The sequence below is a fragment of the Gilliamella sp. ESL0250 genome, assembly GCF_013345045.1.
Lineage (GTDB): Bacteria > Pseudomonadota > Gammaproteobacteria > Enterobacterales > Orbaceae > Gilliamella > Gilliamella apicola_H.
On the sequence record NZ_JAAEDV010000003.1, the window covers coordinates 79076 to 104072 of the forward strand.

Annotated in this window: 18 protein-coding genes; 5 read left to right on the forward strand and 13 right to left on the reverse strand. The window is 33.9% G+C overall.

Going from position 1 to position 24997, the window contains the following annotated elements:
- Positions 1-49: 49 nt before the first annotated feature.
- On the forward strand, positions 50-1339 hold the full coding sequence (locus GYY69_RS03520) for a YobI family P-loop NTPase (protein WP_174796453.1): 1290 nt from the start codon (positions 50-52) through the stop codon (positions 1337-1339).
- A 23-nt stretch (positions 1340-1362) separates the two neighbouring features.
- Entirely contained in the window at positions 1363-4005 is a 2643-nt protein-coding gene (locus GYY69_RS03525) for a hypothetical protein (RefSeq protein WP_174796454.1), read from the forward strand.
- Between the two features lie 131 nt (positions 4006-4136).
- Here the strand turns inward: GYY69_RS03525 and GYY69_RS03530 are convergent, their stop codons facing one another.
- The 3 genes from GYY69_RS03530 to GYY69_RS03540 all read right to left on the reverse strand — a co-directional run bounded on the left by GYY69_RS03530 (position 4137) and on the right by GYY69_RS03540 (position 8346).
- Positions 4137-5744 (reverse strand): hypothetical protein, encoded by a 1608-nt coding sequence (locus GYY69_RS03530; protein ID WP_174796455.1) that lies wholly within the window; start codon positions 5742-5744, stop codon positions 4137-4139.
- Positions 5745-5907: 163 nt separating this feature from the next.
- A complete protein-coding gene (locus tag GYY69_RS03535; protein WP_174796456.1) occupies positions 5908-7128 on the reverse strand; it encodes an RtcB family protein in 1221 nt (406 codons plus the stop codon).
- 75 nt (positions 7129-7203) lie between these two features.
- Positions 7204-8346 (reverse strand): slipin family protein, encoded by a 1143-nt coding sequence (locus tag GYY69_RS03540; RefSeq protein WP_446718879.1) that lies wholly within the window; start codon positions 8344-8346, stop codon positions 7204-7206.
- Between the two features lie 1096 nt (positions 8347-9442).
- Between GYY69_RS03540 and rtcR the strand changes: the two genes are divergently transcribed.
- Positions 9443-11056 carry an RNA repair transcriptional activator RtcR gene (rtcR, locus tag GYY69_RS03545; RefSeq protein WP_174796457.1) on the forward strand — a complete coding sequence of 538 codons (1614 nt, stop codon included), beginning with the start codon at positions 9443-9445 and terminating at the stop codon, positions 11054-11056.
- Positions 11057-11221: 165 nt separating this feature from the next.
- Here rtcR and GYY69_RS12945 read toward each other — a convergent pair whose 3' ends face one another.
- Positions 11222-12382: a restriction endonuclease gene (locus GYY69_RS12945; protein WP_174796586.1), complete on the reverse strand. Its 1161-nt coding sequence runs from the start codon at positions 12380-12382 to the stop codon at positions 11222-11224.
- A 560-nt stretch (positions 12383-12942) separates the two neighbouring features.
- Between GYY69_RS12945 and GYY69_RS03555 the strand changes: the two genes are divergently transcribed.
- Positions 12943-14340: an RtcB family protein gene (locus GYY69_RS03555; protein WP_174796458.1), complete on the forward strand. Its 1398-nt coding sequence runs from the start codon at positions 12943-12945 to the stop codon at positions 14338-14340.
- A 287-nt stretch (positions 14341-14627) separates the two neighbouring features.
- Here GYY69_RS03555 and GYY69_RS03560 read toward each other — a convergent pair whose 3' ends face one another.
- From GYY69_RS03560 to GYY69_RS03590, 7 genes are all read right to left on the reverse strand, one after another.
- Complete coding sequence (locus GYY69_RS03560) at positions 14628-15626, reverse strand: peptide ABC transporter ATP-binding protein (protein WP_174796459.1); 999 nt, start codon at positions 15624-15626, stop codon at positions 14628-14630.
- Positions 15616-16593: a dipeptide ABC transporter ATP-binding protein gene (gene dppD, locus GYY69_RS03565; protein WP_174796460.1), complete on the reverse strand. Its 978-nt coding sequence runs from the start codon at positions 16591-16593 to the stop codon at positions 15616-15618. The genes GYY69_RS03560 and dppD overlap by 11 nt, the downstream gene beginning before the upstream one ends.
- A gap of 13 nt (positions 16594-16606) precedes the next feature.
- Positions 16607-17530: a dipeptide ABC transporter permease DppC gene (dppC, locus tag GYY69_RS03570; RefSeq protein ID WP_174796461.1), complete on the reverse strand. Its 924-nt coding sequence runs from the start codon at positions 17528-17530 to the stop codon at positions 16607-16609.
- Between the two features lie 14 nt (positions 17531-17544).
- Positions 17545-18561: a dipeptide ABC transporter permease DppB gene (gene dppB, locus GYY69_RS03575; protein WP_174796462.1), complete on the reverse strand. Its 1017-nt coding sequence runs from the start codon at positions 18559-18561 to the stop codon at positions 17545-17547.
- Positions 18562-18697: 136 nt separating this feature from the next.
- Complete coding sequence (locus GYY69_RS03580; protein WP_174796463.1) at positions 18698-20311, reverse strand: ABC transporter substrate-binding protein; 1614 nt, start codon at positions 20309-20311, stop codon at positions 18698-18700.
- 774 nt (positions 20312-21085) lie between these two features.
- Positions 21086-21556, reverse strand: a complete 471-nt coding sequence (locus tag GYY69_RS03585; protein WP_373408125.1) for a GNAT family N-acetyltransferase — start codon at positions 21554-21556, stop codon at positions 21086-21088.
- Positions 21553-21828, reverse strand: coding sequence for a type II toxin-antitoxin system TacA family antitoxin (locus tag GYY69_RS03590; protein ID WP_065561594.1), 276 nt, complete (start codon positions 21826-21828; stop codon positions 21553-21555). Before GYY69_RS03590 ends, GYY69_RS03585 begins: the two co-directional genes overlap by 4 nt.
- A 298-nt stretch (positions 21829-22126) precedes the next feature.
- Between GYY69_RS03590 and GYY69_RS03595 the strand changes: the two genes are divergently transcribed.
- Positions 22127-22327 carry a hypothetical protein gene (locus GYY69_RS03595; protein ID WP_174796464.1) on the forward strand — a complete coding sequence of 67 codons (201 nt, stop codon included), beginning with the start codon at positions 22127-22129 and terminating at the stop codon, positions 22325-22327.
- Positions 22328-22423: 96 nt separating this feature from the next.
- Here GYY69_RS03595 and GYY69_RS03600 read toward each other — a convergent pair whose 3' ends face one another.
- On the reverse strand, positions 22424-22969 hold the full coding sequence (locus GYY69_RS03600; protein ID WP_202984941.1) for a restriction endonuclease subunit S: 546 nt from the start codon (positions 22967-22969) through the stop codon (positions 22424-22426).
- Positions 22959-24875: an HsdM family class I SAM-dependent methyltransferase gene (locus GYY69_RS03605; RefSeq protein ID WP_174796465.1), complete on the reverse strand. Its 1917-nt coding sequence runs from the start codon at positions 24873-24875 to the stop codon at positions 22959-22961. Before GYY69_RS03605 ends, GYY69_RS03600 begins: the two co-directional genes overlap by 11 nt.
- Positions 24876-24997 lie beyond the last annotated feature (122 nt).

A 24997-nucleotide genomic window follows, 5' to 3' on the forward strand; every position in this document is an offset into this window, starting at 1 on the left:
AACAAACTAATTGCTTTTAAAAATAAAAAATCATAATAAGGAATATAGAATGACAGATAACCAAAGTGGAGCACAATCATCTAGTCAAGAATCCCAAAAGAAACTTACCTTTGAAAAACTGACACCGACATACCTTTCTGATGATGAAATGCAGGGTTATACCCAAGCCCTTGATTTTGTATTTCAAGAAGATGATTTGCTTAACATTGCTATTACTGGGCCATATGCCTCAGGAAAAAGCAGTGTGATTAAAACATATGAAGAAAATCACAAAAAACTTAATGGTATTCACATTTCACTTTCCTACTTTTCGCCCACATTAGAATCAAAAATTAAAGGTAAAAAGACAGATCATGAATTAGCCTTTGAAGATGAATTAATGTTAGAAAGGAAAATTATCAACCAACTTATTCATCAAATTGAGCCAGACAAAATTCCTGCGACCGAATTTAAAGTAAAAAGTGAATCAACAATTTTAACTAAAGCAATTTGGGCGGGAGCTATTACGTTTATTCTCTCTTTTTTAATTTTTATCGATAAAACTTGGCTAACTAATTGGCAAAGTGAACACAATAATATTGTTTTACTATTGATAGTATTTTCTTTTTTTTCAATTGTATATTTCATTTTTTATAAAATACTTGACCTGCAAAGCCGTAACAACCTAATTAGAAAACTGAAAATTTTTGAGAATGAAATTGATATTTCATCATCGGAATGTGATGTTTCTTATTTTGATAAGTATTTAAATGAAATTATTTATATTTTAGATAAATCAAAATTAGATTATATCGTTTTTGAAGATATTGACCGTTATGATGATAATTTGATTCTTAATAAATTAAGGGAACTCAATTACACTTATAATAAAAAACAGAGTAAAAATAAACCAAAACCGATTAAATTCTTCTATTTAATCAAAGATGAGATATTTGAATCAAAAGAGCGAACAAAATTTTTTGATTATATTTTACCGATTGTGCCTGTTATGGATAACTCAAATTCATTAGGCAAAATGGATGAACTGTTTAAAAGCCAAAATATTTATAGTGATTTTACTAATACTTTCTTGGATATCCTTTCTGACTACTTAGATGATATACGACTGATAAAAAATATTTGTAACGAGTATATCATTTATAAAACTAAATTAGCCCACAGCGCTGGTTGGTTTAAAAATGAAAACTTATTAGCCATTATCGTTTATAAAAATATTTTTCCAGCAGATTACGCTTTAACGCGATTGGGGTTAGGGCAAGGTGTGGTTCATCGAATTATTGAATCATTAAAGCAGAAAAAAATGAATTTTATCAAAGTGAATTTCATCAACAACAACTAAAAAAGATTAATAATGAAATTCAGTTGAGAAAAGAAAATATTAATACAATAGAAACCTGTCATCTAAAAAATCTTGATGAGCTAGAAGCGTTATATATCAATATCCCACAGAATATTAAAAATGAATATCATTATATAAATGGTGACGATATTTTCACATTAAACCCAAAAGAGTTTATTTATGCCTTAAAGAAAAATAATTTGAAAATCGCCAACGGCGATTCAAAAGATAGTTTTTATTATTATCGTGAACATGACTGCAAACAATATTTTAATGAGCTTGAGCAAAATTTGGAATATCAAGCAAGGAAGAAAAAAATTGAAATTATTACCACAAATAACAAATCAACACTTGAAGCTGAAATTAAAAAATTAGAGCAAGAAAAATCACAATTAAAATTACCTAAAAAAATCAAAGAAATATTCACGATTAATCAGGGTGATACCGTTACTACTGAGGCATTATTTGAAGCACATATCAGTGAAAAAGCAGAACTGATAAGAGAAAATAAAAGGTCTAAACTATATAAGGCTGAGTATGAAAAACTATCATCTTCATGTTATTTTCCTCTTTTGCGTGTACTGATTATTCAAGGTTATATTGATGAATATTATAGTGACTATACCAGCTTGTTTGATGAGCAAGGATTGTCCAAAAATGACACGTTATTTTTGCGTAATATTAATGAGCATATCAATACTGAATGGAAGCATGAATTAAAAAAACCGGAGATAGTTCTACAAAGATTGAATGCAGATAATGCAAGTAGGTTTACTGGAAAGTCTGTTTTAAATTACTCTTTGCTAGATTATATCTTAGAAAAAAGTAAAACAAACGATTTATCTCGATTTATTACTATATTAAAGTCATATTTTAAAACTGATTTTGTGAATGAATATTTAGCTAGATACTATGCTTTCTTATTAAATCAAGATACTAGTTATGCTCCAAATTCTCTATATTTATTTATAGAAAAATTCAACGAACAATTTCCCCAACTATGGAAATATATTAATCTTTTTGACCAAAAACTTTATCTTTATCTTTCGTTTATCCAAAATCAACCAAAAGAGATAAATAAAATACATGAAGGCGGTGATTTAAAAAACCACATTGAAAATTCAACTGATTTTTTATTTATTGATGATGAGTCGAGTACGATTTTTGGACTACTTAATCAGAAGAATTTGAGAATAATAGATATCGTTTTTTCGGAATTAGACATTAAATTCAAACAAATTGATATGTCAACACCAAAACTATTAGAATTAGTTGAAGAAAATAATCACTATCAACTAAATTATATTAACGCCAAATATATATTAGAAAATCAATATAATCTGGCTCATTTTGATGGTCACATTATTCAAACTATACTGGCATTAAATGATGATGCTCCAATTAAATTATATTTTCAGAATCAGACTGAAGCGTTAGTTTTATCTATTGCTCAATCCGATATCCCGACGATCGATGATAGTGAACAGACTGCATTATTTATATTGAATCATAATGATATCTCTTTGGTGGTTAAAACCGCCTATATAAATAAACTTGCCACCATTATGACTAATTTAAATGAAATAACCGATAAGGGCGTTTGGGATAAGCTGCTTGAAAAGCAAAAAATAGCCTATTCAGCAAAAAATATTGTCGGCTATTTCTTCAATTATAAACTAGCTGATGGTAAAAGCGAAACAAGAGTAATCAATGAGCAGCTCGTCAAGTTTATCAATCAAAATACTAAAAATATCTCATCAAGCGAGGCGAATCTAACAAGTCTAATTCCTAAAGACGATGAACAAAGTCTATTTTTTAGAAGAATAACTATAAATTCAAATTTAGATGATACTAAGTACCGCATGTTAATATCGTGGTTTAATCGTAGATATTATAAAAATTTTAATTATGAAAATATTGAAAAAACAAAAATATCAATTCTAATTAAGCATAAAGTTATTAGGCTGGGAGTAGAACAAGATCTGAACTTTATAAGAGAAAGCTATCCAGACAATATTTTAGAACTTATTACCCATAATTTTGACGATTATATTAATAAACTAACAAAGGATGCTTCACTTATTAAGCGCACGGAGATAATTGACCTATTATCAACAGATTTAAGTGTAGCGCAAAAAACGTTATTGTTAGGTTTAACAAATGATCCTATTTCTATTAATTATGCAAAGGATTCAGTAGAGCTTCAAAAGCACATTTTAGAAAATAATTTTAATACTGATGATTTAGCCATTATCACGAATAATCAATACTATAATTTCACAACTAATATAATAAAAAATAAAATAAAACAATTATGCATAGAATATAAAAAACAAACTAAACAAATTAAGTCTATTTGTTATAACTTATTAATCGAGTTATTCACATGTGAAGCGTTTTCATTAGATGATAAGTACACCCTATTATGTAACCATATACCGCATCTAGATGCCAAAAAAACATATAAGGCACTCAAAACAATAGAGCAAGATGCTACAAATCAAAGTTTTTTTTCAAACCTATTTATAGAAGAAAAAAGCTCAAGTTTTAAAAATATAGCTTTGAACCAAAAAATAATCGAAGAACTGAATAAGAAATGGCAATTTAAATACAAAGTAGAAAATAACCAGATTAATGCTTATGGGCAAAAATTAGTTAAAAACTAAATTGATTTATTGGCGCTTTTATTTTCTTAAGCTGTAACGGAGTTACAGCTTAAACGACAATTCCGCCCCCCATTTGGGGCGGCCATAACTGCGTCGATCTTTTTAAGTTTGTTAGCACATAAATAGAATATTTAACTATTGTGAGAAGCAAGTAGCGTTGCTAACCTTTGTTTAATTTCATCATTAGGTTCGTTTGCAATAAGTTCTTGCAGGGCAAGCGTTAGTTTATCTGTCCAACATTGCCGATCCCAAGCTTCAATGGCATTTAATGCCATGTTTCGATTGCGTATTACTGGGCTGTTTAGACCTATTAATATAAGATCTTCACCCATACCCAGAAATCGATTGAGCTCTTGTAAAATAGCATCCAATGCACGGTGTGCTTTATATTTGATGCCAAATGCAGATTCTAGCGCTGGCCCAGTTGCGAGTTTTGTAAAGTCATATTGTTGCCCAGCTAACTGTATAACTTGTTGTACTCTTTGTATATCATCGGTTTGCATTAAATAATACCACTGTTCACCCTGATGATTTTTTTGATATGCAAAACGCGCATCCCATGCATCAAATCCAAATTGCGTATAAAGATCAGCAGCTAGGCAAAATTTACTGCTATCATCAGCCATTAAATCATGCTCAATTAATGCTAACCATTTATCTTGATGGATAAACTCATTCGCTTTTTCAATAATTGCGTTTTTTATTTTTTCATTCCAATTAGGATAGCTTTCATTAAGCTGGTTGCTAACAAAATCACGTATAGTCAGTACTGTCCGTAAAGGGGGGAGTTTAGCTAATGAGGGTAGTTTTAGTAAATGTTTTAAATAATTTAAACAAACAATAGCACCTTCCTCATAACAATGCATATCTTCGGCTGGTCCGCCCATGATGAGTGCCTCTAAAATTTCACCCGCAGATTCTAATAAAGGTAAATCAACATAATCTTGTTCTAAACCCTGATTTAATTCACCTGTGGTTGCGCAAGTATAAGCAAGATATTCGTTCATAACGCTATTTTGATAACCCGCTCTTAATAACCAATCTTTAGTTGTTGATGATAATTGATATTCGGCTAATCGTTCAACGATATGGATCCTACCCCAACCATCCACTTTTTTAGCTAAAGTAACTAAGGCATTTTCGACTTGTTCTGGTGATGATAAGGTGTTTTGTAATGCAACTGCTGAATATAAGGTAAACTCTTCATGCATGCCTAATAATAAAAATAAGTCAGTTTGTTCGGTAGTAAAACATCCTAATACAGCAATACTAAACTTAATGATTTCACGATCAGGGCTATTTGTTGCTAACCAATAGGTAAATTCATATAACTTATCAAAATCAAGGTCAATTTTTGGTATTGCATCACTCAAATCATCAATAAAACTTAAAGTACCTTCCGTATTTATTAAGGTGTAAAGTTTTTCGATATCGTGTTTATTGGGTTGTGTTGATATTGTGATTAGTAACGTTAAAATTTCTTCAACACATGTTTGTTCAGATGATGCGCCATGATGATTGCTAACCCCATCCATCGCCCCGGCTGCCCATTTTAATTTTGTATCATCAGATGATTCATCAGGAAGTGTTTGGGCTATTTCAGGCAGTTTTTCAGCATGTTGATAAGGCAGTAAAAATTGATAAATACTGATTTTATTGTTATCCCATACCATTGGAAATGGTTGAGTAGTCGCCCTATTTGAGGGTTCTGTGGTTGAATTTTGAGTATTTTCTTTCATCGTTAATCCTTTAAATATTTTATTGTTAGAATGATTAATCAGTTATTTAAATTAAATTGAATAATCGCGATAGTTATGCATTATTTTTAGATTGTAATTGATATAATTGAAGTTGTTTATATTTTTATTTCCACCAATACCGAGGATTGCTCCTCGATATTTTTTACCCTTTCACACACACGACTTGCCGTAATTGATGGACAATTTCGACCAGTTCATTTTGGGCTGTCATTACCGCATCAATATCTTTATATGCCATTGGTATTTCATCAATCACATCAGCATCTTTACGGCATTCAACATGTGCGGTGGCTTTGATTTGGTCTTCAATGGTAAATTGTTTTTTGGCCGCTGTTCGGCTCATAACTCGCCCTGCACCATGTGAGCATGAACAGAAACTTTCTTCATTACCAAGTCCACGGACAATATAGCTTTTAGCGCCCATTGAGCCCGGAATAATCCCTAGCTCACCTTTACGAGCTGATACCGCTCCTTTACGAGTAATAAAAATGTCTTCACCAAAATGCTGTTCTTTTTGCACATAGTTATGGTGACAATTAACCGCCGACATATGTGTAGTAAACGGTTTAGTAATGACTTTACGCATCGCTAAGATGACATTATTCATCATGGCTTCACGGTTGAGCCTTGCAAATTCTTGTGCCCAATGTACGGCATCAACATAATCTTGAAAATGTTCAGTGCCTTCTTGTAAATAAGCCAAATCTTTATCGGGTAGATTTTTAATATGGGCTTCCATATCTTTTTTAGCCATTTCTATAAAAAAGCTGCCAATGGCATTACCTACACCACGTGATCCACTATGCAACATAATCCAAACTCGATCGGCTTCGTCTAAACAGATTTCGATAAAATGGTTGCCGGTACCGAGTGTGCCTAAATGTCGGTAGTTATTGGTATTTAAAAAACGTGGGTATTTTTCGGTTAATTTTTCAAAACCCGGTAATAGCTGTTGCCAATAGCCATCGATTAGTGATGGTGGATTTTGCCAGCTACCGCTATCTCGCCCTTTATGTTTTGGTGTTATGCCATGCGGTACCGCTTTTTCAATTTCATGCCGTAACGGTGATAAATTATCGGGCAAATCACTCGCCATTAAGGAAGTTTGCACCGCAATCATTCCACAACCAATATCAACACCCACTGCCGCTGGAATAATTGCGCCCATGGTTGGGATCACACTACCAATAGTCGATCCTTTACCTACATGCACATCAGGCATTACAGCAATATGTTTAAAAATAAATGGTAATTGTGCGGTTTTGGTTAATTGTGATTTAGCTTCATCTTCAACAGGTACACCTTTTGTCCACATTTTTATTGGCTTAGCATTTTCGGTTTTTAATACTTCATATTGATTCATTTTTTCATTCCTTGGTTTTATTATGCCGTGGTTAATGGCATGATGTTATATCTTTGGTTATATTTACGGTTATATCTACATTTTCGGTTGGATATTAATCAAACCATGTAACACTTGATCAAGCCCACCGACCACCGAGATTTTGTCGATCCGTTCGGCAATGCGTTCTAGTGTTTCCATCTCTTTCAAGCGTAAAGCAACTGGGTTGTTTTCCATCACTTTAGCCGTGTTTAATAATGAACGAGTGGCTGAGGTTTCTTCTCGACGGCGAATTACATTGGCTTGTGCTGATTTTTCAGCTTCTACAACTTGCGATAAAATCGATTTCATATCACCGGGTAAAATAATATCTTTTACGCCAAGTGAAACCGTTGTTAATCCAAAACCGTCTAAACGTATTTGCACATGTTTAGTTACTACTTCATCAATAATATTTTTATTTTCAAGCAATTCATCTAGTGTTCGGGTTCCAATCGCTTCACGTAAACCAAATTGTAACTCTCGGTAGAGCAATTCTACTGGGGTTGCTGTTTTTTCAAATGCCGTTAATACATCGGTATAGTGCCAGTTTGCGACTAGATTAATACGTAAATTTACTTTATCTTTGGTCAAAATCTCTTGTCCCGTTACTTCTAAAGCCTGTAAGCGCATATCAACAACATCAACCGATATTTCACGGTTAAAACGCCAATAGGCGGTAATGCCAGCGGTTAATAGTTGCTCGATTTTGCCATTTACCTTTAGTATTCCAACATAATAAGCAGGCACTTGGGCAATCAATACGCCACTATTACCAATGATATTTTTTTGTCGTAATTCTGGTTGTAATAATTGTTCAATTATTTCATCACTTAAAGTATATCCTTGGTTTAAATCAACTTTGGTTATATGTTGTTTATCACCGTTTTGCCAGTAAAGTCGTTTGGTTCCAGGTGATAGAATTTCAACGAGTAAATCATTTTCATAACGTAGCCCTACTTCATTGGCTCCAACTTCCATCGCAACACAAAATTGTAATAGTTGTTGTGGCGCACGTTGTTCGATTGCATTAGCGATCCGATCATCAATACGGCTTTCTCGTAAATTAAATTTACCCAGTACGATGGTGTGTTTAAATTGGCAGTAACCGACTACAGTTTCTGGCGCAATGATTTTTATTAATTGATTATCAACAAATAAGGTACCGATTTGTTCATGAATAAAATGATGTAGAACCAATTTATCGATATGAGTAATTGTTGCGTTAGTATTTTTTGCTTCTATTAATTCGTTAGCGATCTCTGTTGGTAATTCATAATCCTGTTGTAATAACACTTTTTTTATTGAGTGCGATTTATAGCTGTTCCAATACAATGTTTTGGTCGCAGGTAAAATCACTTCAACCAGTTTTTGTTGTTCATAACGTAACACGATCTCATTATCAGCTACATCAACCAAATAACAATATTGTTTAACGATGTCTGGATAGAAGTTAAGTAACTGTTCGGTCATTTCATCTGATACTCTAGGAAATGCTAAATCTATGATTTTGTAACTTATTGTATTTAGCGGATCGATTTTTCGGTATACACCCGCAGTTAAGATCTGATCGATCTCATCATGTTTATATAACACGGCAATTTCATATTTTTTTACTTTAATTGTTTTAATCATTTTATTGTCCTTTTTATGACAATCAGCCATCGTGTTTGTGCTAATTTAAACGGCTTAAGTAACGAAATAATAGGGGGAGTATTAAAGCGAATAAGAAAATAACCCTTCTTATTGGTATTTAACTTTCTGCCTATTATCCAGTTTTTTTATCTTAGTCATCCTAATTAATCACTAAGTTAATCGGTTTAAACTAGTGGATAAGTTTGATGCCATACAACTTTATACCTTTCTTATCCAACACGATAACTGACTGTGTTTATTACTTCTTTTGTTTCTTGGTTTTTGAAGTAGGACTCGAACCTACTACATATCGATGGTATCGATTGTTCTACCTGATGAACTATTCAAAAATTGCTTTTACACAGCAACCTAATCACCCAATCAGGAATACATGTTGATAATCTTTTACGTTTTCATCTTATAGATAATTCGCTTAAGTATTCGCTATGTACCTTACTGTTATCAAAAACAGTTTTGTTTGCTTAGGTATAGGTAATATTGCGAAAAGCGTGCCAAAAAATAAAAAATATTAAAATAAAAACATAATTAATTGATTTATAATTAAATAAAAAATAATTTATATATTAAGATTGAATTGTAATGGTTTTTTTATTACTGATTTATTATAATTTTATATATTATTTTATAAATATTTATAAAAATGAAAAAGAATGTAGTATTTGGTTTTTTAGGAAATGTACTGGATCAACGTGGTAAAGGTAAACGACGCTGGCGGCATTGGCGACCGACTATTGATTTATGTTATCAGTCAGAGATAGGCTTTAATCGGTTAGAACTACTTTATTATCAAAATGATTATCATCTACTTTGTGAAGTGATTAAAGATATTAAAACTTTATCACCGCAAATCGAAGTAACACCAATTGCAATAAACATAGACGATCCATGGGATTTTGAGCAAGTTTATACCTGCCTTTTTGATATTTCCAAGAATTACGCATTTAATCCAGAACAAGAAAACTATTATGTTCATATTACAACAGGCACGCATGTTGCTCAGATTTGTTGGTTTTTACTGGCTGAGTCACGCTATTATCCCGCTAAATTATTACAAATGTCACCGCCAGAGAAACATCAGTCTGCCTCGCAATCTTATATGGAGTTAACCGAAAATGAACTGATTAGGCAAGTGCCTTGCGGTAAAATGAATATCATCGATTTAAATTTGCATCGTTACGATAAAATCTTAACTCGTTTTCAACAATATGCCCATCAAGCAACCGATTTATTAAAGTCAGGTATCGCAACGCGTAATCAACAATTCAATCAGTTAATTGCCGAAATAGAACAAGTCGCTAGTCGATCGCATGCACCTATTTTGTTGTGTGGGCCTACAGGTGCAGGTAAATCATTTTTAGCTAAACAGATTTATTTGCTTAAACACAGTAATCATCAAATTAGCGGTCAGTTTGTTGAAATCAATTGCGCCACTTTGCGTGGAGATAGTACAATGTCAACCTTGTTTGGTCATGTTAAAGGCGCCTTTACTGGTGCTAATCTTGCCCGCACTGGATTACTTAAAAATGCTGATGGCGGTTTATTGTTTTTAGATGAAATTGGTGAACTGGGGCTTGATGAGCAAGCCATGTTATTAAAAGCGATTGAAGAAAAGCAATTTTATCCATTTGGTAGTGATAAACCGATACAGAGTGATTTTCAGCTAATTGCTGGCACGAATAAAGATCTGAAACAGGCAATAAAACAAGGCGAGTTTCGAGAAGATCTGTTCGCCAGAATTAACTTATGGAGTTATCAACTGCCAAGTTTAGCTCAACGTAAAGAAGACATTGAACCGAACATTGATTATGAGTTGGCACGTTATGCCAAAGAATATGGCATAATGCCACGCTTTAATCAACAATCACGACGCGCCTATTTGGCCTTTGCCACCAGTCCCGATGCTTTATGGTTGGGTAACTTTCGTGAACTAAATAGTTCGATTATTCGAATGGCGACGTTAGCACCACAAGCTAATATCACGCTTGAACAAGTTGAAAAAGAGATTGCGCGCTTAAAACAAAATTGGGGACAAAGCAGAAATGATCATTCTTTAATCCCAACGGATATTGATGAATTTGATCGCTACCAACTAGAAAAAGTGATCGAAATATGCCAAAAAAGTGAAACATTATCTGCCGCAGGCAGGCATTTATTTGCCGTTTCTCGCACCAAAAAACAACGTAGTAATGATGCAGATCGGCTAAAGAAATATTTAGCTAAATTTGGTTTGAGTTGGGAGGTGATTCATCAATAGCAAATCATTTAATCCTAACATGATAGAGGTAAATCCACTGGTATCAAAAGTGGATTTATTTTGACCAAAGTCTTAGCTATTCAATTTAATTATGACTGATGATTAAATGTTGAAAGGTTGGCTAACAAATTATTAGATTCTGCATACAAAGACAAAACTCTTATTTTAATCTTCTGTTTGTTCTTCAAATACTGACATATCAATACTAAGTAATTCTAAAGAATTATTACGTTTTATACCTACCCCATTTTCAATAAGTAATTCAATTAATCTTGAGCCATCAATTAAGGTAATTGGCGCAGCACCAGGGTAGTTAGCTGCTTCTGCACAACCTGATGAAAATTTGCTTGTTGTGATTAATGTGCCTCGGATAGCTTTATGATAAGGTAAAGCTCCTCTTAATTGATCGATCAATGGGCGATTAACTGAATTTTGCATTCGTTTTACTTGAACGACTTCTGTAATACGCGTAATACCCACTTGTACATTACCTATTACATCAATACCTTTATCGCCCGAAGCTTTAGTAACCGTAACATCTTCATAACCCATCGCTTGTAATAATTGACCAATTAATATTTCAAAATGATAAGGGTTCATATTATGTAATTGTTCTGATAATAATGCTTTTTGTTGTTCATTATATCGAACAACAGAATCCATAATGTCATCCAATGGGTCACGTAATTTAGTTTGTGGAAGATCATCTAACCATTTTTGACCACTATCCGTTATCTGATAAACAATACCATTACGTTTAACAAGTTTGCGATCGACTAAATTCACTAGTCGAGCATATAAAGTTGATTTACATGCACGTTCACTATTCCATTTTGAATTCTGGCGCAAATAAGTGATCCATTCTGGTAATAAATCGCCATTTTTAGCTTGTCCACGTACACTAAGTAATTCTAATAGTTGTAATATTGCTTCTGCATCATCCAATTCTCGCAAAACTGTTTTATCACCTTTTAAAAAAGCTTTCCCTTTTGCTGAGGGTTGCCAACAGCCTTGTATATCGACAGTCATTAGGTTGCCATTATTTATAAACATATAAGTACCATAACTATGACGAGGATTTAATACGTGGTTATCCTGTGACCATATTTTATTCGCTATTTCAGCGTATTCGCCACTTAGTCGTTCATCGATCCAGCTATTAGGGTTTGACCAGTCCACTGGTTTTTGTGGTGTCCCAGACTGTCCTCGAATCTCACTAATCATGCCATGTACAGACTTTTTAGTATATCCAGATACTGCTTTAATCATTGCTGCTGTCTGGGCATATGTTGGAAATAGTGGTGTTATAGTTTTATAAGTCACAATTTATTCCTTAAAGTATTTCAGTGATTTAAAACAATAAAATTATCACTTAAAATGCAATAATATTTAGTTAATCTAAAAGTTAATTTATTTTATAACGAAAAAAGCATATCAGAAATAAAAGCAAAAATAATCTATTAGAAAACTAAATTATGGCTGCAATGTGGTTATACCGATTTAGCTTTGCTCTACAATCTACAATTTGTTAACTCGATATGGTTTAACGAATTGTTGTCGTTATCTTGAAAATATTCAATGTTTTTTATATCCAAATGGATAATAGGTAAACTAAAGTTAGCTACTTTTCCTGTTAATACTATGATATTAGAAGAAAAATTTTTCAGTCTCGACCAAAGCCATATGTTATTACTTAATTATATTAACTTTATTAAGTTAAAAAGATGTTGTTTAATTTGCACAAAACTTAATAATTACTGACACTTTACAGATTGTTACCTTTTGTATAGAATAAGCCCGCTTTCCTGAATCGTGCTGCTGCAGGAAAACAGTAATTATCTTCTCAACAGAGGAGACCGTTTTTTATTGTTTTCTAGGTGGCAATGATGTCTACATTTACCCGTTTACAAAAACGTTTATCCCGACTAGGGATTGAAAGTCATTTTTATAATGATATTTATACTTTTAATCAACAAAATACGACCGCTCAAGTTTTATTACCGCAGGCTTTACCTTTAGAAGAAAAAGCTGTCAAGCAGTTACTGGATTTTGCATCGGTTAAAGTGCCTAATAGCTTAGGACACGTGTGTGCTGCACGTGCTACTCCCGATTTCCATCCAGGTGCGATTGCGCCAGTGGGCAGTATTGTGGCAACAACGGAAGATTTAATTATTCCAGCAGCTATTGGCACTGATATTAACTGTGGTATGCGCCTTTTGACAACTGGCTTAAGCTATGATCAAGTGCATGACCAAAAATCAGCAATTATCGCGCAACTAAAACGCGTATTATTGCAAGATGAACGAGATATTCCTGTTACGCCGCAATCTTTTCAAGCGTTGTTTGATCAAGGAATAGCGCAATGGATTGCTGCCCTACCACAACAAGGTTTGTGGCAAGAGGTTAATGTTAAGCGATTACTTGCCGAAATTAACCAAATATCGGGGCAGTCGTTAATCACCGCTGATAGCAAATACGCGCCAGAGGCCTTTTTTGAGTCACGCAGTATTATCCGTCCAGCAAGCTTAGGTACCGTTGGTTCAGGTAACCATTTTGTTGAGTTACAAATTGTTGATGAGATCCTTGATCGACATTTAGCTTATCAAATGGGGCTAAAGAAAGATGCTGTTGTGATAATGATTCATACTGGTTCACGTGATGTGGGATTTTATATTGGCAAGCGTTGGCAAGATAAAGCCAAAGAATTATGGCCAGTAAACGAAAAATATCCAACATCAGGATTATTTGGTTTGGCCGATGATAATGCTCAAAATTACTTGCAAGCTATGGGCGTTGCAGCACGTTATGCTTGGATCAACCGAATTGTTATCACGGAATTGATACGTAAAGAATTCATGGCGATCTTTAAACACGATAATAGTCAGTTAATCGTGGATATTTCGCATAATATTATTTTACCTGAGCATGGCATGAATATTCACCGCAAAGGGGCAACGCCAGCTAATCAAGAGGAAATAGTATTAATTCCCGGCTCGATGGGCGATTACTCTTATGTGGCGGTTGGTAAAGGGAATTCGGATTGGTTATGGTCTTGTTCGCATGGTGCGGGTAGAGCTGAAAGACGGCAATCAATGCGTAGCAAAAAAGTGGTGTCTGATAAGGTTAATTTGCCATGGCAATGTATCACCTTAAAAGAAGAACGTCTACGTGAAGAAGCCCCTGCGGCTTATAAACCGATCACACCTGTAATCGAATCGCAAGAAAATGCTGATTTAATTCAGTCAGTGGTAAAACTTAAACCTTGGATCACGTTTAAAGCGTGATCAAGCAAACAGCCCAAGCTTTGTTAGTTTGGGCTGTTTTTATAATCAATTGCTATTCTAAATTTTTAGCATTGTATTTTGTTTATGTTGCAATATCACTAGGTATTGAGTTTGTTTTACTCATCCAGATCTCAGCGTTATTAACCCAATGAGTTTTAGACAATATTTTTTCCTTTTAACCGATTTAGTATTCACATATAACAATCAACAATTCCTATTGTAAACAAGAGAAATACAATAAGTAGGTTTATTATAGAATTTAGTGACAGAATTAACTGTCACCTTTATTATTCATTATGAACTTTTTCCTCTATACAGAAACAGGCAATTTTATGTTCGTTATAGTTAATAAGTTGCGGTTGTTCAATTGTGCAACGTGGAAATGCTAAACGGCACCGGGCATTAAAAGCACAACCCAAAGGAGGATTAAGAGGGCTTGGTAATTCCCCTTCTAATTTGATTCTATCCCGTCTAAGATCTGGATTTAATCTTGGTGTTGCTGATAATAGCGCCTGAGTGTATGGATGCTTTGGATTGCGATATATTTCATCTTTCCGTCCTTGTTCAACACAACGCCCTAAATACATCACCATTACGTCATCAGCAATATGCTCAACGACAGAAAGGTCATGAGAAATAAAAACATAAGATAAACCTAGATCTTGCTGTAGATCCATCATCAAATTTAGTACTTGTGCACGCACAGAAACATCTAGTGCTGAAACGGGTTCATCAGCAACCACTATTTCGGGATCAAGCATTAAACCTCTTGCGATAGCAATGCGTTGGCGTTGTCCTCCTGAAAACATATGCGGATAACGATTATAAAACTCTTCTTTTAATCCAACTTTTTTCATCATTGATAGCACTTTTGCTTTACGATCATTGGCTGTTAAATCGGTATTGATAATTAGCGGTTCTTCTAATATGGAACCGATTTTTTTGCGTGGATTGAGTGATGAGTATGGATTTTGGAAAACAATTTGGATCTTTTGGCGACGCAATTTTTGAGCTTGCAGGTCATCATCCAACAGATTCTGATCTTTAAAATAGAGTTCTCCTGATGTGGGTTTTTCGATCATGGTCAATAATCTTGCTAATGAGGATTTACCACAACCCGATTCACCAACAATCGCAAGTGTTTTGGCTTTACCTAATGTAAAAGATACACCGTCAACAGCTTTAACTTGTTTAGCTTCAGAAAAGAACCCCGTTTTGACATGATAATATTTTGTCAGGTTTCGGGCATCAAGCAGTAATTCTTTATTTTCCATATTATTGTTCATATTGTGGTATCCCTTCGCTTGATAATGGATAATGGCATTTTACTTTTCTAGTTGCAGAATAACTCATTAATGCAGGTTCTTCAGTATAACAGCGTTCAGTAGCATAAGGACAACGCGGATTGAGTAAACAGCCTGTTGGCCGGTCATATTTTCCTGGAACGACACCCGCTAATGATGCTAATCGCTCTTTGTCTTGCGTAAATTCAGGCAGCGAGCGTAATAATGCTTGTGTGTAAGGGTGTAATGGCTTTTTAAAGATAATTTCAGTATCACCTATTTCAACGACTTGTCCAGCATACATCACAATAATTTTTTGTGCCGCCTCAGAAACTAACGCTAAGTCATGCGTAATAAGAACTAATGCCATGTTATTTTTGCGTTGCAACTCAAGCAATAACTCGATAATTTGCCCTTGAATTGTAACATCAAGCGCGGTTGTTGGTTCATCAGCAATTAAGAGCTTTGGGTTACATGCAATTGCTATTGCGATCATGACGCGTTGGCTCATGCCACCAGATAACTGATGCGGATAAACATTTAATCGATTTTCTGCATCAGCAATACCCACTAATTTAAGCAATTCAATCGCTCTTGCTTTGAGTGCTTTTTTACTGCCAACTTGGTGAATTTTCAAGGTTTCAATGATTTGGTAACCTATGGTAAAACATGGGTTTAAGCTCGTCATCGGATCTTGAAAGATCATTGCAACATCTGCACCCACAATTTTACGGCGCATTTTGGTTGAGATCTGTTGCAGGTCTTTGCCATCAAAATGTAATGCATTGGCATTGACTTTACCTGGAAAATCAATTAACCCCATTATGGCGAGTGAGCTCACTGACTTTCCTGAGCCTGATTCACCCACAATGCCAACAACTTGCCCTTGTTCAACGTCATAACTAATGTGGTCTACCGCTTTAAATCCACCAAATTGAACAGATAATTCTTTTACTTCTAATAGTGCCATGACTGTATCTCCATTACTGCTTCAATTTAGGATCAAGCGCGTCTCGCAAACCATCTCCCATTAAGTTGAAAGCTAACACTGTCATTAAAATTACTAAGCCCGGAAAGGTGACTACCCACCATGCAGATTGTGCAAATTGCAATACGTCAGCAAGCATTGTTCCCCATTCAGGGGTCGGTGGCTGTGCACCCATACCTAAAAAACCTAATGCGGCCATGTCTAAAATCGCATTTGAAAATCCTAATGAAGCTTGCACAATTAATGGCGCTAAACAGTTTGGCAGAATATTTATAAACATCTGCCGTAAAGCACCTGCCCCAGCAACTCGGGAAGCAATCACATAATCTTTATTAATTTCAGCAAGCGCTGCTCCGCGGGTTAAACGGATATAATGAGGTAACGCAACAAAAGCTAATGCAATTGAGGCATTAACAATCGATGGGCCAAATATCGCAACTAAAACAAGTGCAAGTAATAAACTGGGTAAAGCAAGCATGATATCGACAGCACGCATAATGATGTTGTCTAAAAAACCGCCTACATAACCGGCAATCAATCCTACTGTAATCCCTAAAATCAATGAGATGATGACGACTAAGCAACCAACTAATAAAGATAAACGCGCACCATAAATGAGCCTCGATAAGATATCTCGCCCCACATCATCTGTGCCTAAAATAAATTGCCAACTGCCATCTTTCATCCAAACAGGTGGTGCTAATAAGGCGTCTCTAAATTGTTCAGAAGGAGAATGTGGTGCAACAAAATTAGCAAAAATAGCGAGTAAAACAATAATAATAATAAAAACTAATCCAACGACAGCACCTTTATTTTTTGAAAAATAAAACCAGAACTCACGCATAGGTGTTAATGGTTTAGGTTCAACCAAACTGGTGTCTCTCGTATTGGTCGATTCAGTAATAACCTGTTTATTCATCTGTAAACACACTCTTATTTATGTCTAATACGCGGATTGATAACGCTGTATAACATATCAACTAATAAATTTACCAAAATAATCATGACCGCAACAATTAAAACGCCACTTTGCACTACGGGATAATCTCGACGTTGTAGCGCTTCAATTAACCAACGACCAATTCCCGGCCATGAAAAGACGGTTTCGGTCAATATTGCACCAGCAAGCATTGTACCAACTTGTAAGCCGATGACTGTCATCACTGGGATCATCGCATTGCGTAATGCATGAATAAGGATGATTCGCATTCGACTAACGCCTTTAGCTCGTGCAGTTCGAATATAATCTTCACTTAATACTTCTAACATAGAAGAACGAGTCATGCGGACAATGACCGCTAATGGAATGGTTCCTAATACAATGGCAGGTAAAATTAAGTGAGTAACTGCATCGATAAAATCTTCTGTTTCACCCCATAATAAAGTATCAACTAACATAAATCCGGTTAAAGGTTTACTTTCATCTAAGAAAAGCATATCGCTAACACGACCTGATACTGGAGTTAAATTTAAATGCACAGAAACTAACGTAATGAGCATCATTCCCCACCAAAAAATTGGCATGGAATAACCCGTTAAAGACAAACCTATTGCTGTATGATCAAATATTGAACCGCGTTTTACTGCTGCAAGCACGCCAATTGGAATCCCAAAACTAACTGCAAACAACATCGCGCAAAATCCAAGCTCAAAAGTTGCTTTAAATCGGGGTACAAATTCATCCCATACTGGAATTTGGCTTTTAAAAGAGATGCCTAAATCGCCATGAAGCATGTTTATAATATATTGAAAATATTGTTGATACAGTGGTTTATCTAAACCCAGTTGAGTCATTAATTCAGCATGGCGTTCTGGGGTTAAACCTCGCTCTCCTGCAAGCACCATAATGGGATCACCAGGAATGAGATGAACGAAAATAAAAGTCAGCAGTGTTATGCTGATAAAAGTCGGAATAAGTACACCTAACCGCTTTAGAATAAATTGAAACATGTAGTAGCTCTTTTAAACTATCGTTTATAAAATAGATAAAATTTTTATTGTTATTAAAAAATAGATTTATAGCTCTAAATTTAGCAAAACCCAACGTAGTAATTAACCACACATTGGTGGTTAATCGTTAGGAATACTATTTTTCAAGCGTAACTTGGTTAAAATTATGTAATGCTAAAGGAGCCATAATATAGCCTTTAACCTCTTTACGTAATGGCAGATAAATCATTGAATGAGCAATCATTAATGCAGGCGCTTGGTTATGCATCTCAACTTGCGCTTGTTTGTAAAGCTTAACCCTTTTTTCATGATCAGGCTCAATGCGAGCTTGCTGTAATAAATCATCAAATGGTTTATAACACCAGTGTGAATAGTTTGAACCTGCTTTAACCGCATCACAACTCATTAAAACAGAATAAAAGTTATCAGGATCGCCATTATCTCCCGACCATCCCATTAGCACTGCATCATGTTCACCATCACGAATACGAGATAGATATTCTCCCCATTCATAACTCACAATTTTAGCTGTTACACCAATTTTAGCCCAATCAGCTTGAATCATTTCAGCCATACGGCGTGCATTTGGGTTATATGGGCGTTGTACTGGCATTGCCCATAAATTGATAGTAAACCCTTTCTCTAATCCCGCTGATTTTAATAACTCTTTTGCTTGTTCTGGATCATAAGGATAATCTTTTACTTCATCGTTATAACCCCACATTGATGGTGGAATAAAGTTTTTAGCTGGTTCTGCCGCACCTTGAAAAACAGCTTTTATAATCGCATCTTTGTTCACGGCCATATTTAATGCTTGACGAACTTGCAAGTTATCAAGTGGTGGCTTATCCATATTGTAGGCTAAATAACCAATATTAACCCCTGCCATTTCTTTAACAACAATATTATTGTCTGACTTCATTCGTTCAATATCTGCTATATTTGGATATGGCATAGCATGACATTCTCCTTTTTGTAACTTGGCATAACGAATTGCAGGATCTGGGGTGATTGAAAACACTAAACGATCAAGCTGGGCTTTAGGGCCAAAATAATCGGGATTTGCTTTATAAAGAATTCTTGAATCTTTTTGGTATTGAACAAAGGTAAACGGACCAGTACCAACGGGGACTAAATCAACTTTTTCGGGTGTGCCATTTTTAAGCATAGCATCGGCATATTCGGCTGATAAAATGGAAGCAAATGACATTGCTAAATCTGCTAAGAAAGGAGCTTCTGGATGGTTTAATTCAAATACGACAGTATGGTCATCAATCTTTTTAATTTCTTTGATTAAATCTGGGAATCCCATGCTTTCAAAGTATTCATATTGTCCACCAGAAACTTTGTGATAAGGATGATTTTTATCTTTTTGTCGCATAAATGTAAAAATAACATCATCAGCATTTAAGTTTCGGGTTGGTTTGAATTCTTTATTGCTATGCCATTTAACGTCATCGCGTAAATGGAAAGTATAAGTTAAACCATCTTGGCTGATATCCCAAGATTTCGCTAAAGCAGGTTCAATTTCGGTAGTACCTAATTTAAATTCCACCAAACGGTTAAAAACAGGAACTGCACTCGCATCCATTGAAATACCACTTGTCACTAACTGTGGACTAAATGTTTCAGGTGAAGCCTCTGCACAATAGACTAACGTCCCCGCAGCATGAAGTTGTGCACTAGCAAGCATTGTTATTAGCCCTGCGCCCAACAAAAATTTACGTTTATATTTCCTTAGATTCCTCATAAAATCACCCCAATTATTTAACTGTAAACCGATTTTGTAATACTTATACAAAGTTAAAATCTTCGTATTTCTAATATTTTTTTAATACAGATTTAGTAAAACACTCTAATTTTGATTGTTACATCAATTAATTTTTACTTTGTTTAAATTCATATTTTCGCTATCTATCGCACCATTATGGTGCAAAAATGCACCATAATTAAAATTACGATATTGCCTAGCAATTTACAATAACATTCTATTTTTGATTAAAATAATTTCTAACACGAGCATAACGGCAGTTAAGTACTGTGTAACAGATATAACATGCAAAAATAGTGCCATTTTTAATTCACAAATTCATATTAAAGGTAATACTAAAAAAGAGCATATAAATATGTTCTTTGAATTTTGTTTAATTTATATAGTTCTAAATTTATTATAGAGTTTGTTACTTAATAATTGATTTTTATAGAATCTATTATAATTATTGTAAATAAAATAATCATTAAATTAATGATGTAAAATTAACTTATTACTGGATTTAGCTTAATTTCAGTTGAACACAGTTGAGGAGTAAAACAAGGTGAAAGGCTTATTTGAAAAGGCTTTAGGCATAAAAAAAACTGCTAGAAGCAGGTCTTAGAATTTGGTGATTGGTGCCCGGACGCGGAATCGAAGATGTGGGTTGAATTCTTGTGGTTACTGGATTTGAAAAATTTAGATGAAAAATGTACCCGTATTTGTATCCCTAAATTAAGCGGCTTTAAAAATGTACAATTAAGCTCAATTTTATTACCATAAAGAGATTAGCATTGTTCTTTCCTGAATCCCAGAATCAACAAATCCAAATTTAATATAAAACGCATTGGCTTCATCTGTTAAGCTATGTACCAATAGTGCTCTAGAACCAACTTGTTTAGAGACTTCTTTCGAGCGTAATATAGCATCTTTTAATAATGCTGCACCTAATCCTTTTGCTTTGTAATTTTTATCAATAGCTAAACGGCCTAAGATAATAACCGGAATAGGATCGGGCATATTGCGCTTAAATCTACTCAATGTTAGTTGTCGATGTTGGATACTGCCAGTTGATAAACAATAAAAACCGATTACTTTGTTATTGTCACAAATGACAAATGTACGAGAAGCACCACTTTTTTGATTTTTTAAGGATTTTTTCTTCAACCATTCATTCAAAGACAACTCTTCACAGTCAAATGACGTAAAATCATGATGTTCATTCAATAAATGTGGCGCTTCTATTTTTCCCATGGTGACTTCCGTGACAACAAAGCTTGAATTTTTTCATTACTATCAAAAGAGGCTTCGATTGCATGATTGAAAGCATTTATCTGTTCATCGTCGATTAAAAAAAGACGCTGATCAAGCAAAACATCTTCAGCCTTTGAGCAGGCCGCTTCTAAAATAAAATCAGTGCGTGATTTAGATAGTAAATGAGCCGCAATATCAATCAATTCTTTTTGGGATGCCTTAGCTCTAATATTAATAGGCGATTCTTTGGTTTCAGTTCTCATTTTAATTGCCGTTTTTTAATTTAGTATGAATATGCATTGTATAGCAAATTGATATACAGGTGAAGTGGTGTTTAAATATCGAAGAAATAAATAGCATAAACGTTATTGAATATAAATTATTAAAATAGGATGGGGAACCTTCTACGTTAGTTGTGTACTGAGTTTGGGGTATTTACAACGTGTTTATCGGGTATATTGTAAGTTAAAACTTAATATTAGAATAAAGCGTAAAAAGCGTATTCCACTACGAGCGCCAAAACAGTTATAACTTACCCAAGAAGCAAGGTGAATGCTGTCAATGGATTTTATGAGTGACTGTAGTCGTAATCAACGTCGCTTTAGGACATTCAATGTCATTGATGACTTTAATCGTGAGGCGCTAGGCATTGATATTGCAGTAAGCTTACCAACAGGAAGAATTACCCGTTACTTAGATAAACTGGCCGAATATCATGGGTATCCATTAAAAATACGGGTCCATTATCTACTCGTATTTTAGGAAATAATTACACTAAAAAAGTTGAGAAAATTTTGGAAAAATAAATATATTCAAAATTTGGTGAAACAGGTTTTATAGTATAAAACCTGTTTAGATTTAATAAGTTAATTTCTTTTTCTGAAAATAGGTTTTTATTTTTTCTGATTCTATTCTTTTCATATAATCTTCCATAAATTTCCAATTAGGGTTACCTAAAGAATCAATTGGAAGAAGAATTTTAGTTCGTTTCAATCTCGTAAGAGTTGCGCCATTTCCCCCCCAATTGAACTTTCTCATCTGAATTTTTAATAGTGGAATAATAAATAAGGCAATATATTTTGTTATATTTTTATGTTCTAATATTTGTATATTTTGACCAGTATAAAAAAAGTGTGACTGATAAAATACAGTTTGAGTATCTAGCCCTATAGTAATGACATTACCTTTATTTAAAGAGTATTTTTTACTTTGCTCTTTTCCTACAAATAAATTTACGCCATTATTAACCTCTGAACGAGTAATATAGGGAATTTTGCCAATAACTTCTATCAGTTTACTTTTATCAATACCACTATTAGATGATGAGATGGAAAAAATACCATCCTTGCCACCAATTAAAAATTCTTTCCACTCTACTTGTCCAAGAGATAATTTATTCATCATTATCATTCCCTTCTTCAAATAAATAACCTCTCCCAGAAGATATCATATTAAATTCAAAGGTGAGATAATCAGCCATTGTTTTTTCAAAATCCGCATCTGTTGGAATTTCGTCATTGAAATAATAAAATGAGTGTAACCACTCATCATTGGCTTCTATTGTCGTTTCAACACAAAATTTAGTTTCAGTTTCAATTCGATTAAACCATACATCTAAAAGATGCTGTTTACGATCTTTTGCTCTGATAGTTTCTTCTAAACCGATATGCTTAGCAACGACGAAGCCATCATCCTCAAAGTTAATAAATTTACATTTTTTATTCTTGGTATCATGAGGGATACCTGCAGTAAAAATAGCAATACACGGATTTGTACCAACACCATAGAAAGTATTTCTATTTAAAGTTATAACACCTTCTAGTGTATGTTTTTTGAGAATATTAGCCTTAATACTTTGCTCTTCTTTCGTTTTACCAGTGACAGAAGATTGGGGAATAATCACTAGTACCCGAGCACCTTCTACAACTGAATTCAATAGATGTTCGGTGAAATTAATTTCATATAAATCAGGATTAGTTTTAGAACCCTGAGAATAAGGTGGATTCATCATGCCAACAGTGCAACCTTTTAACTGAAGCTTAGATGGATTTTCAGTCAAAAAATCTAAATTTTGTAAATTACTTTTTCCATCACCACGTAGAATCATATTCGTTGTTGCAATGGTAAACATATAAGATTGATCTTCTATGCCAAAAAGCTGATTTTGTCTAATTTTCCTTTTTTGTTCTTCATCTTCTGTTTGCGCTAACATATGATGCATGGCTGCAATTAAAAAACCAGCTGTACCACAGCACGGGTCGAGGACTTTATCATCAGGTTTAATATCAATTAACTCACAAAAAAGCTCTGTAATATGTTTCGGCGTTAATACAATCCCCAATGTTTGACCATCACCACCCGAATAAGACATAAATTCACCATAAAAACGCCCCAAGTAATCTTCTGCCGAACTTGTATATTTTAAGCTTTGATAAATGCTTTTATAGAGAAATTCGGTATAGTGCTTTAATGGTGTTTTCTTTAGTGTCTTATTGATATAATTAATTTTTGTCGTATCTTTTATTACTGAGAACTGACTGAGTAGTTTATCTTTTTTTGTTTCAGGTGTAACATTTGCCCTATCAAGATTATTTTTAATCGCATCATAAATTTTTTGACCATCTGTTTTAATTCTATCGCCATTTAAAGAATCGATTGAAAAGGTTTTATGTTCAATTTCTCTTAATGCTAATAAAATTCCAGAAACAATTAATGGTTTATCTTTATCTTGAATACTGCCATAATTTCTTAAGTCTTCATGAAGTTCTGCCGCATCTTTTAATATTTCAGATGTTTCTTTTTCAACGTCAGTTATTTCATTCAAAATTTCTTTAGTATAATATTCATCAATATTTTCTTCACTAAAGGAGATAAATGTCTCTATATCGGGTAACTCTATATAATCTTTTCTTTCATTAATAAAAATGGGAGTAATTTTATGGCGCTTTTCATTTCCTGAAACACCAATTGCAATTACTTTTGTGTAATTAGTCTGTTCTATTAAATGCATACCATAAAAATATGCCCCGTTCACAGCATAATCTTTTATACTTTTAACATCTTGAGCAATTAAATCTGTATCTGTCCTATTAATATGTTTCGATAAATCAGCTTTATCCTCAATGACAATTAAAAAATCTTTAACAACACCACAAAATTCAGGAAATCCAACATTTCCTGTTTTTGATTTTGAAGCCGTTTTCAATGCTTTATTAATCTCTTTAATTTGGCTTCCTTGAGGATCTAATTTAATGTTAGCCTCTTTTAATAAATCATAAACCCACAAATCTGTTTGAACTTCTTTTTTCATAAAAATTTCATGTATTATAGATCATCGCTAAAAGTAGACAAAATATAACATATATTAGAAACAAGTTGAATTAAGAATGATTATATCAATAATACCATTAACATATAAACCAGCGGATTTTG

Coding starts and splice junctions, on each gene's coding strand:
- dppC (WP_174796461.1), bottom strand. CDS start 17,530: ATGAATAAACAGGTTATTACTGAATCGACCAATACGAGAGACACCAGT.
- dppB (WP_174796462.1), bottom strand. CDS start 18,561: ATGTTTCAATTTATTCTAAAGCGGTTAGGTGTACTTATTCCGACTTTT.
- GYY69_RS03520 (WP_174796453.1), top strand. CDS start 50: ATGACAGATAACCAAAGTGGAGCACAATCATCTAGTCAAGAATCCCAA.
- GYY69_RS03590 (WP_065561594.1), bottom strand. CDS start 21,828: ATGAGAACTGAAACCAAAGAATCGCCTATTAATATTAGAGCTAAGGCA.
- GYY69_RS03580 (WP_174796463.1), bottom strand. CDS start 20,311: ATGAGGAATCTAAGGAAATATAAACGTAAATTTTTGTTGGGCGCAGGG.
- GYY69_RS03600 (WP_202984941.1), bottom strand. CDS start 22,969: ATGATGAATAAATTATCTCTTGGACAAGTAGAGTGGAAAGAATTTTTA.
- GYY69_RS03595 (WP_174796464.1), top strand. CDS start 22,127: ATGGATTTTATGAGTGACTGTAGTCGTAATCAACGTCGCTTTAGGACA.
- GYY69_RS03560 (WP_174796459.1), bottom strand. CDS start 15,626: ATGAACAATAATATGGAAAATAAAGAATTACTGCTTGATGCCCGAAAC.
- GYY69_RS03530 (WP_174796455.1), bottom strand. CDS start 5,744: ATGAAAGAAAATACTCAAAATTCAACCACAGAACCCTCAAATAGGGCG.
- rtcR (WP_174796457.1), top strand. CDS start 9,443: ATGAAAAAGAATGTAGTATTTGGTTTTTTAGGAAATGTACTGGATCAA.
- GYY69_RS03605 (WP_174796465.1), bottom strand. CDS start 24,875: ATGAAAAAAGAAGTTCAAACAGATTTGTGGGTTTATGATTTATTAAAA.
- GYY69_RS03555 (WP_174796458.1), top strand. CDS start 12,943: ATGTCTACATTTACCCGTTTACAAAAACGTTTATCCCGACTAGGGATT.
- dppD (WP_174796460.1), bottom strand. CDS start 16,593: ATGGCACTATTAGAAGTAAAAGAATTATCTGTTCAATTTGGTGGATTT.
- GYY69_RS03535 (WP_174796456.1), bottom strand. CDS start 7,128: ATGAATCAATATGAAGTATTAAAAACCGAAAATGCTAAGCCAATAAAA.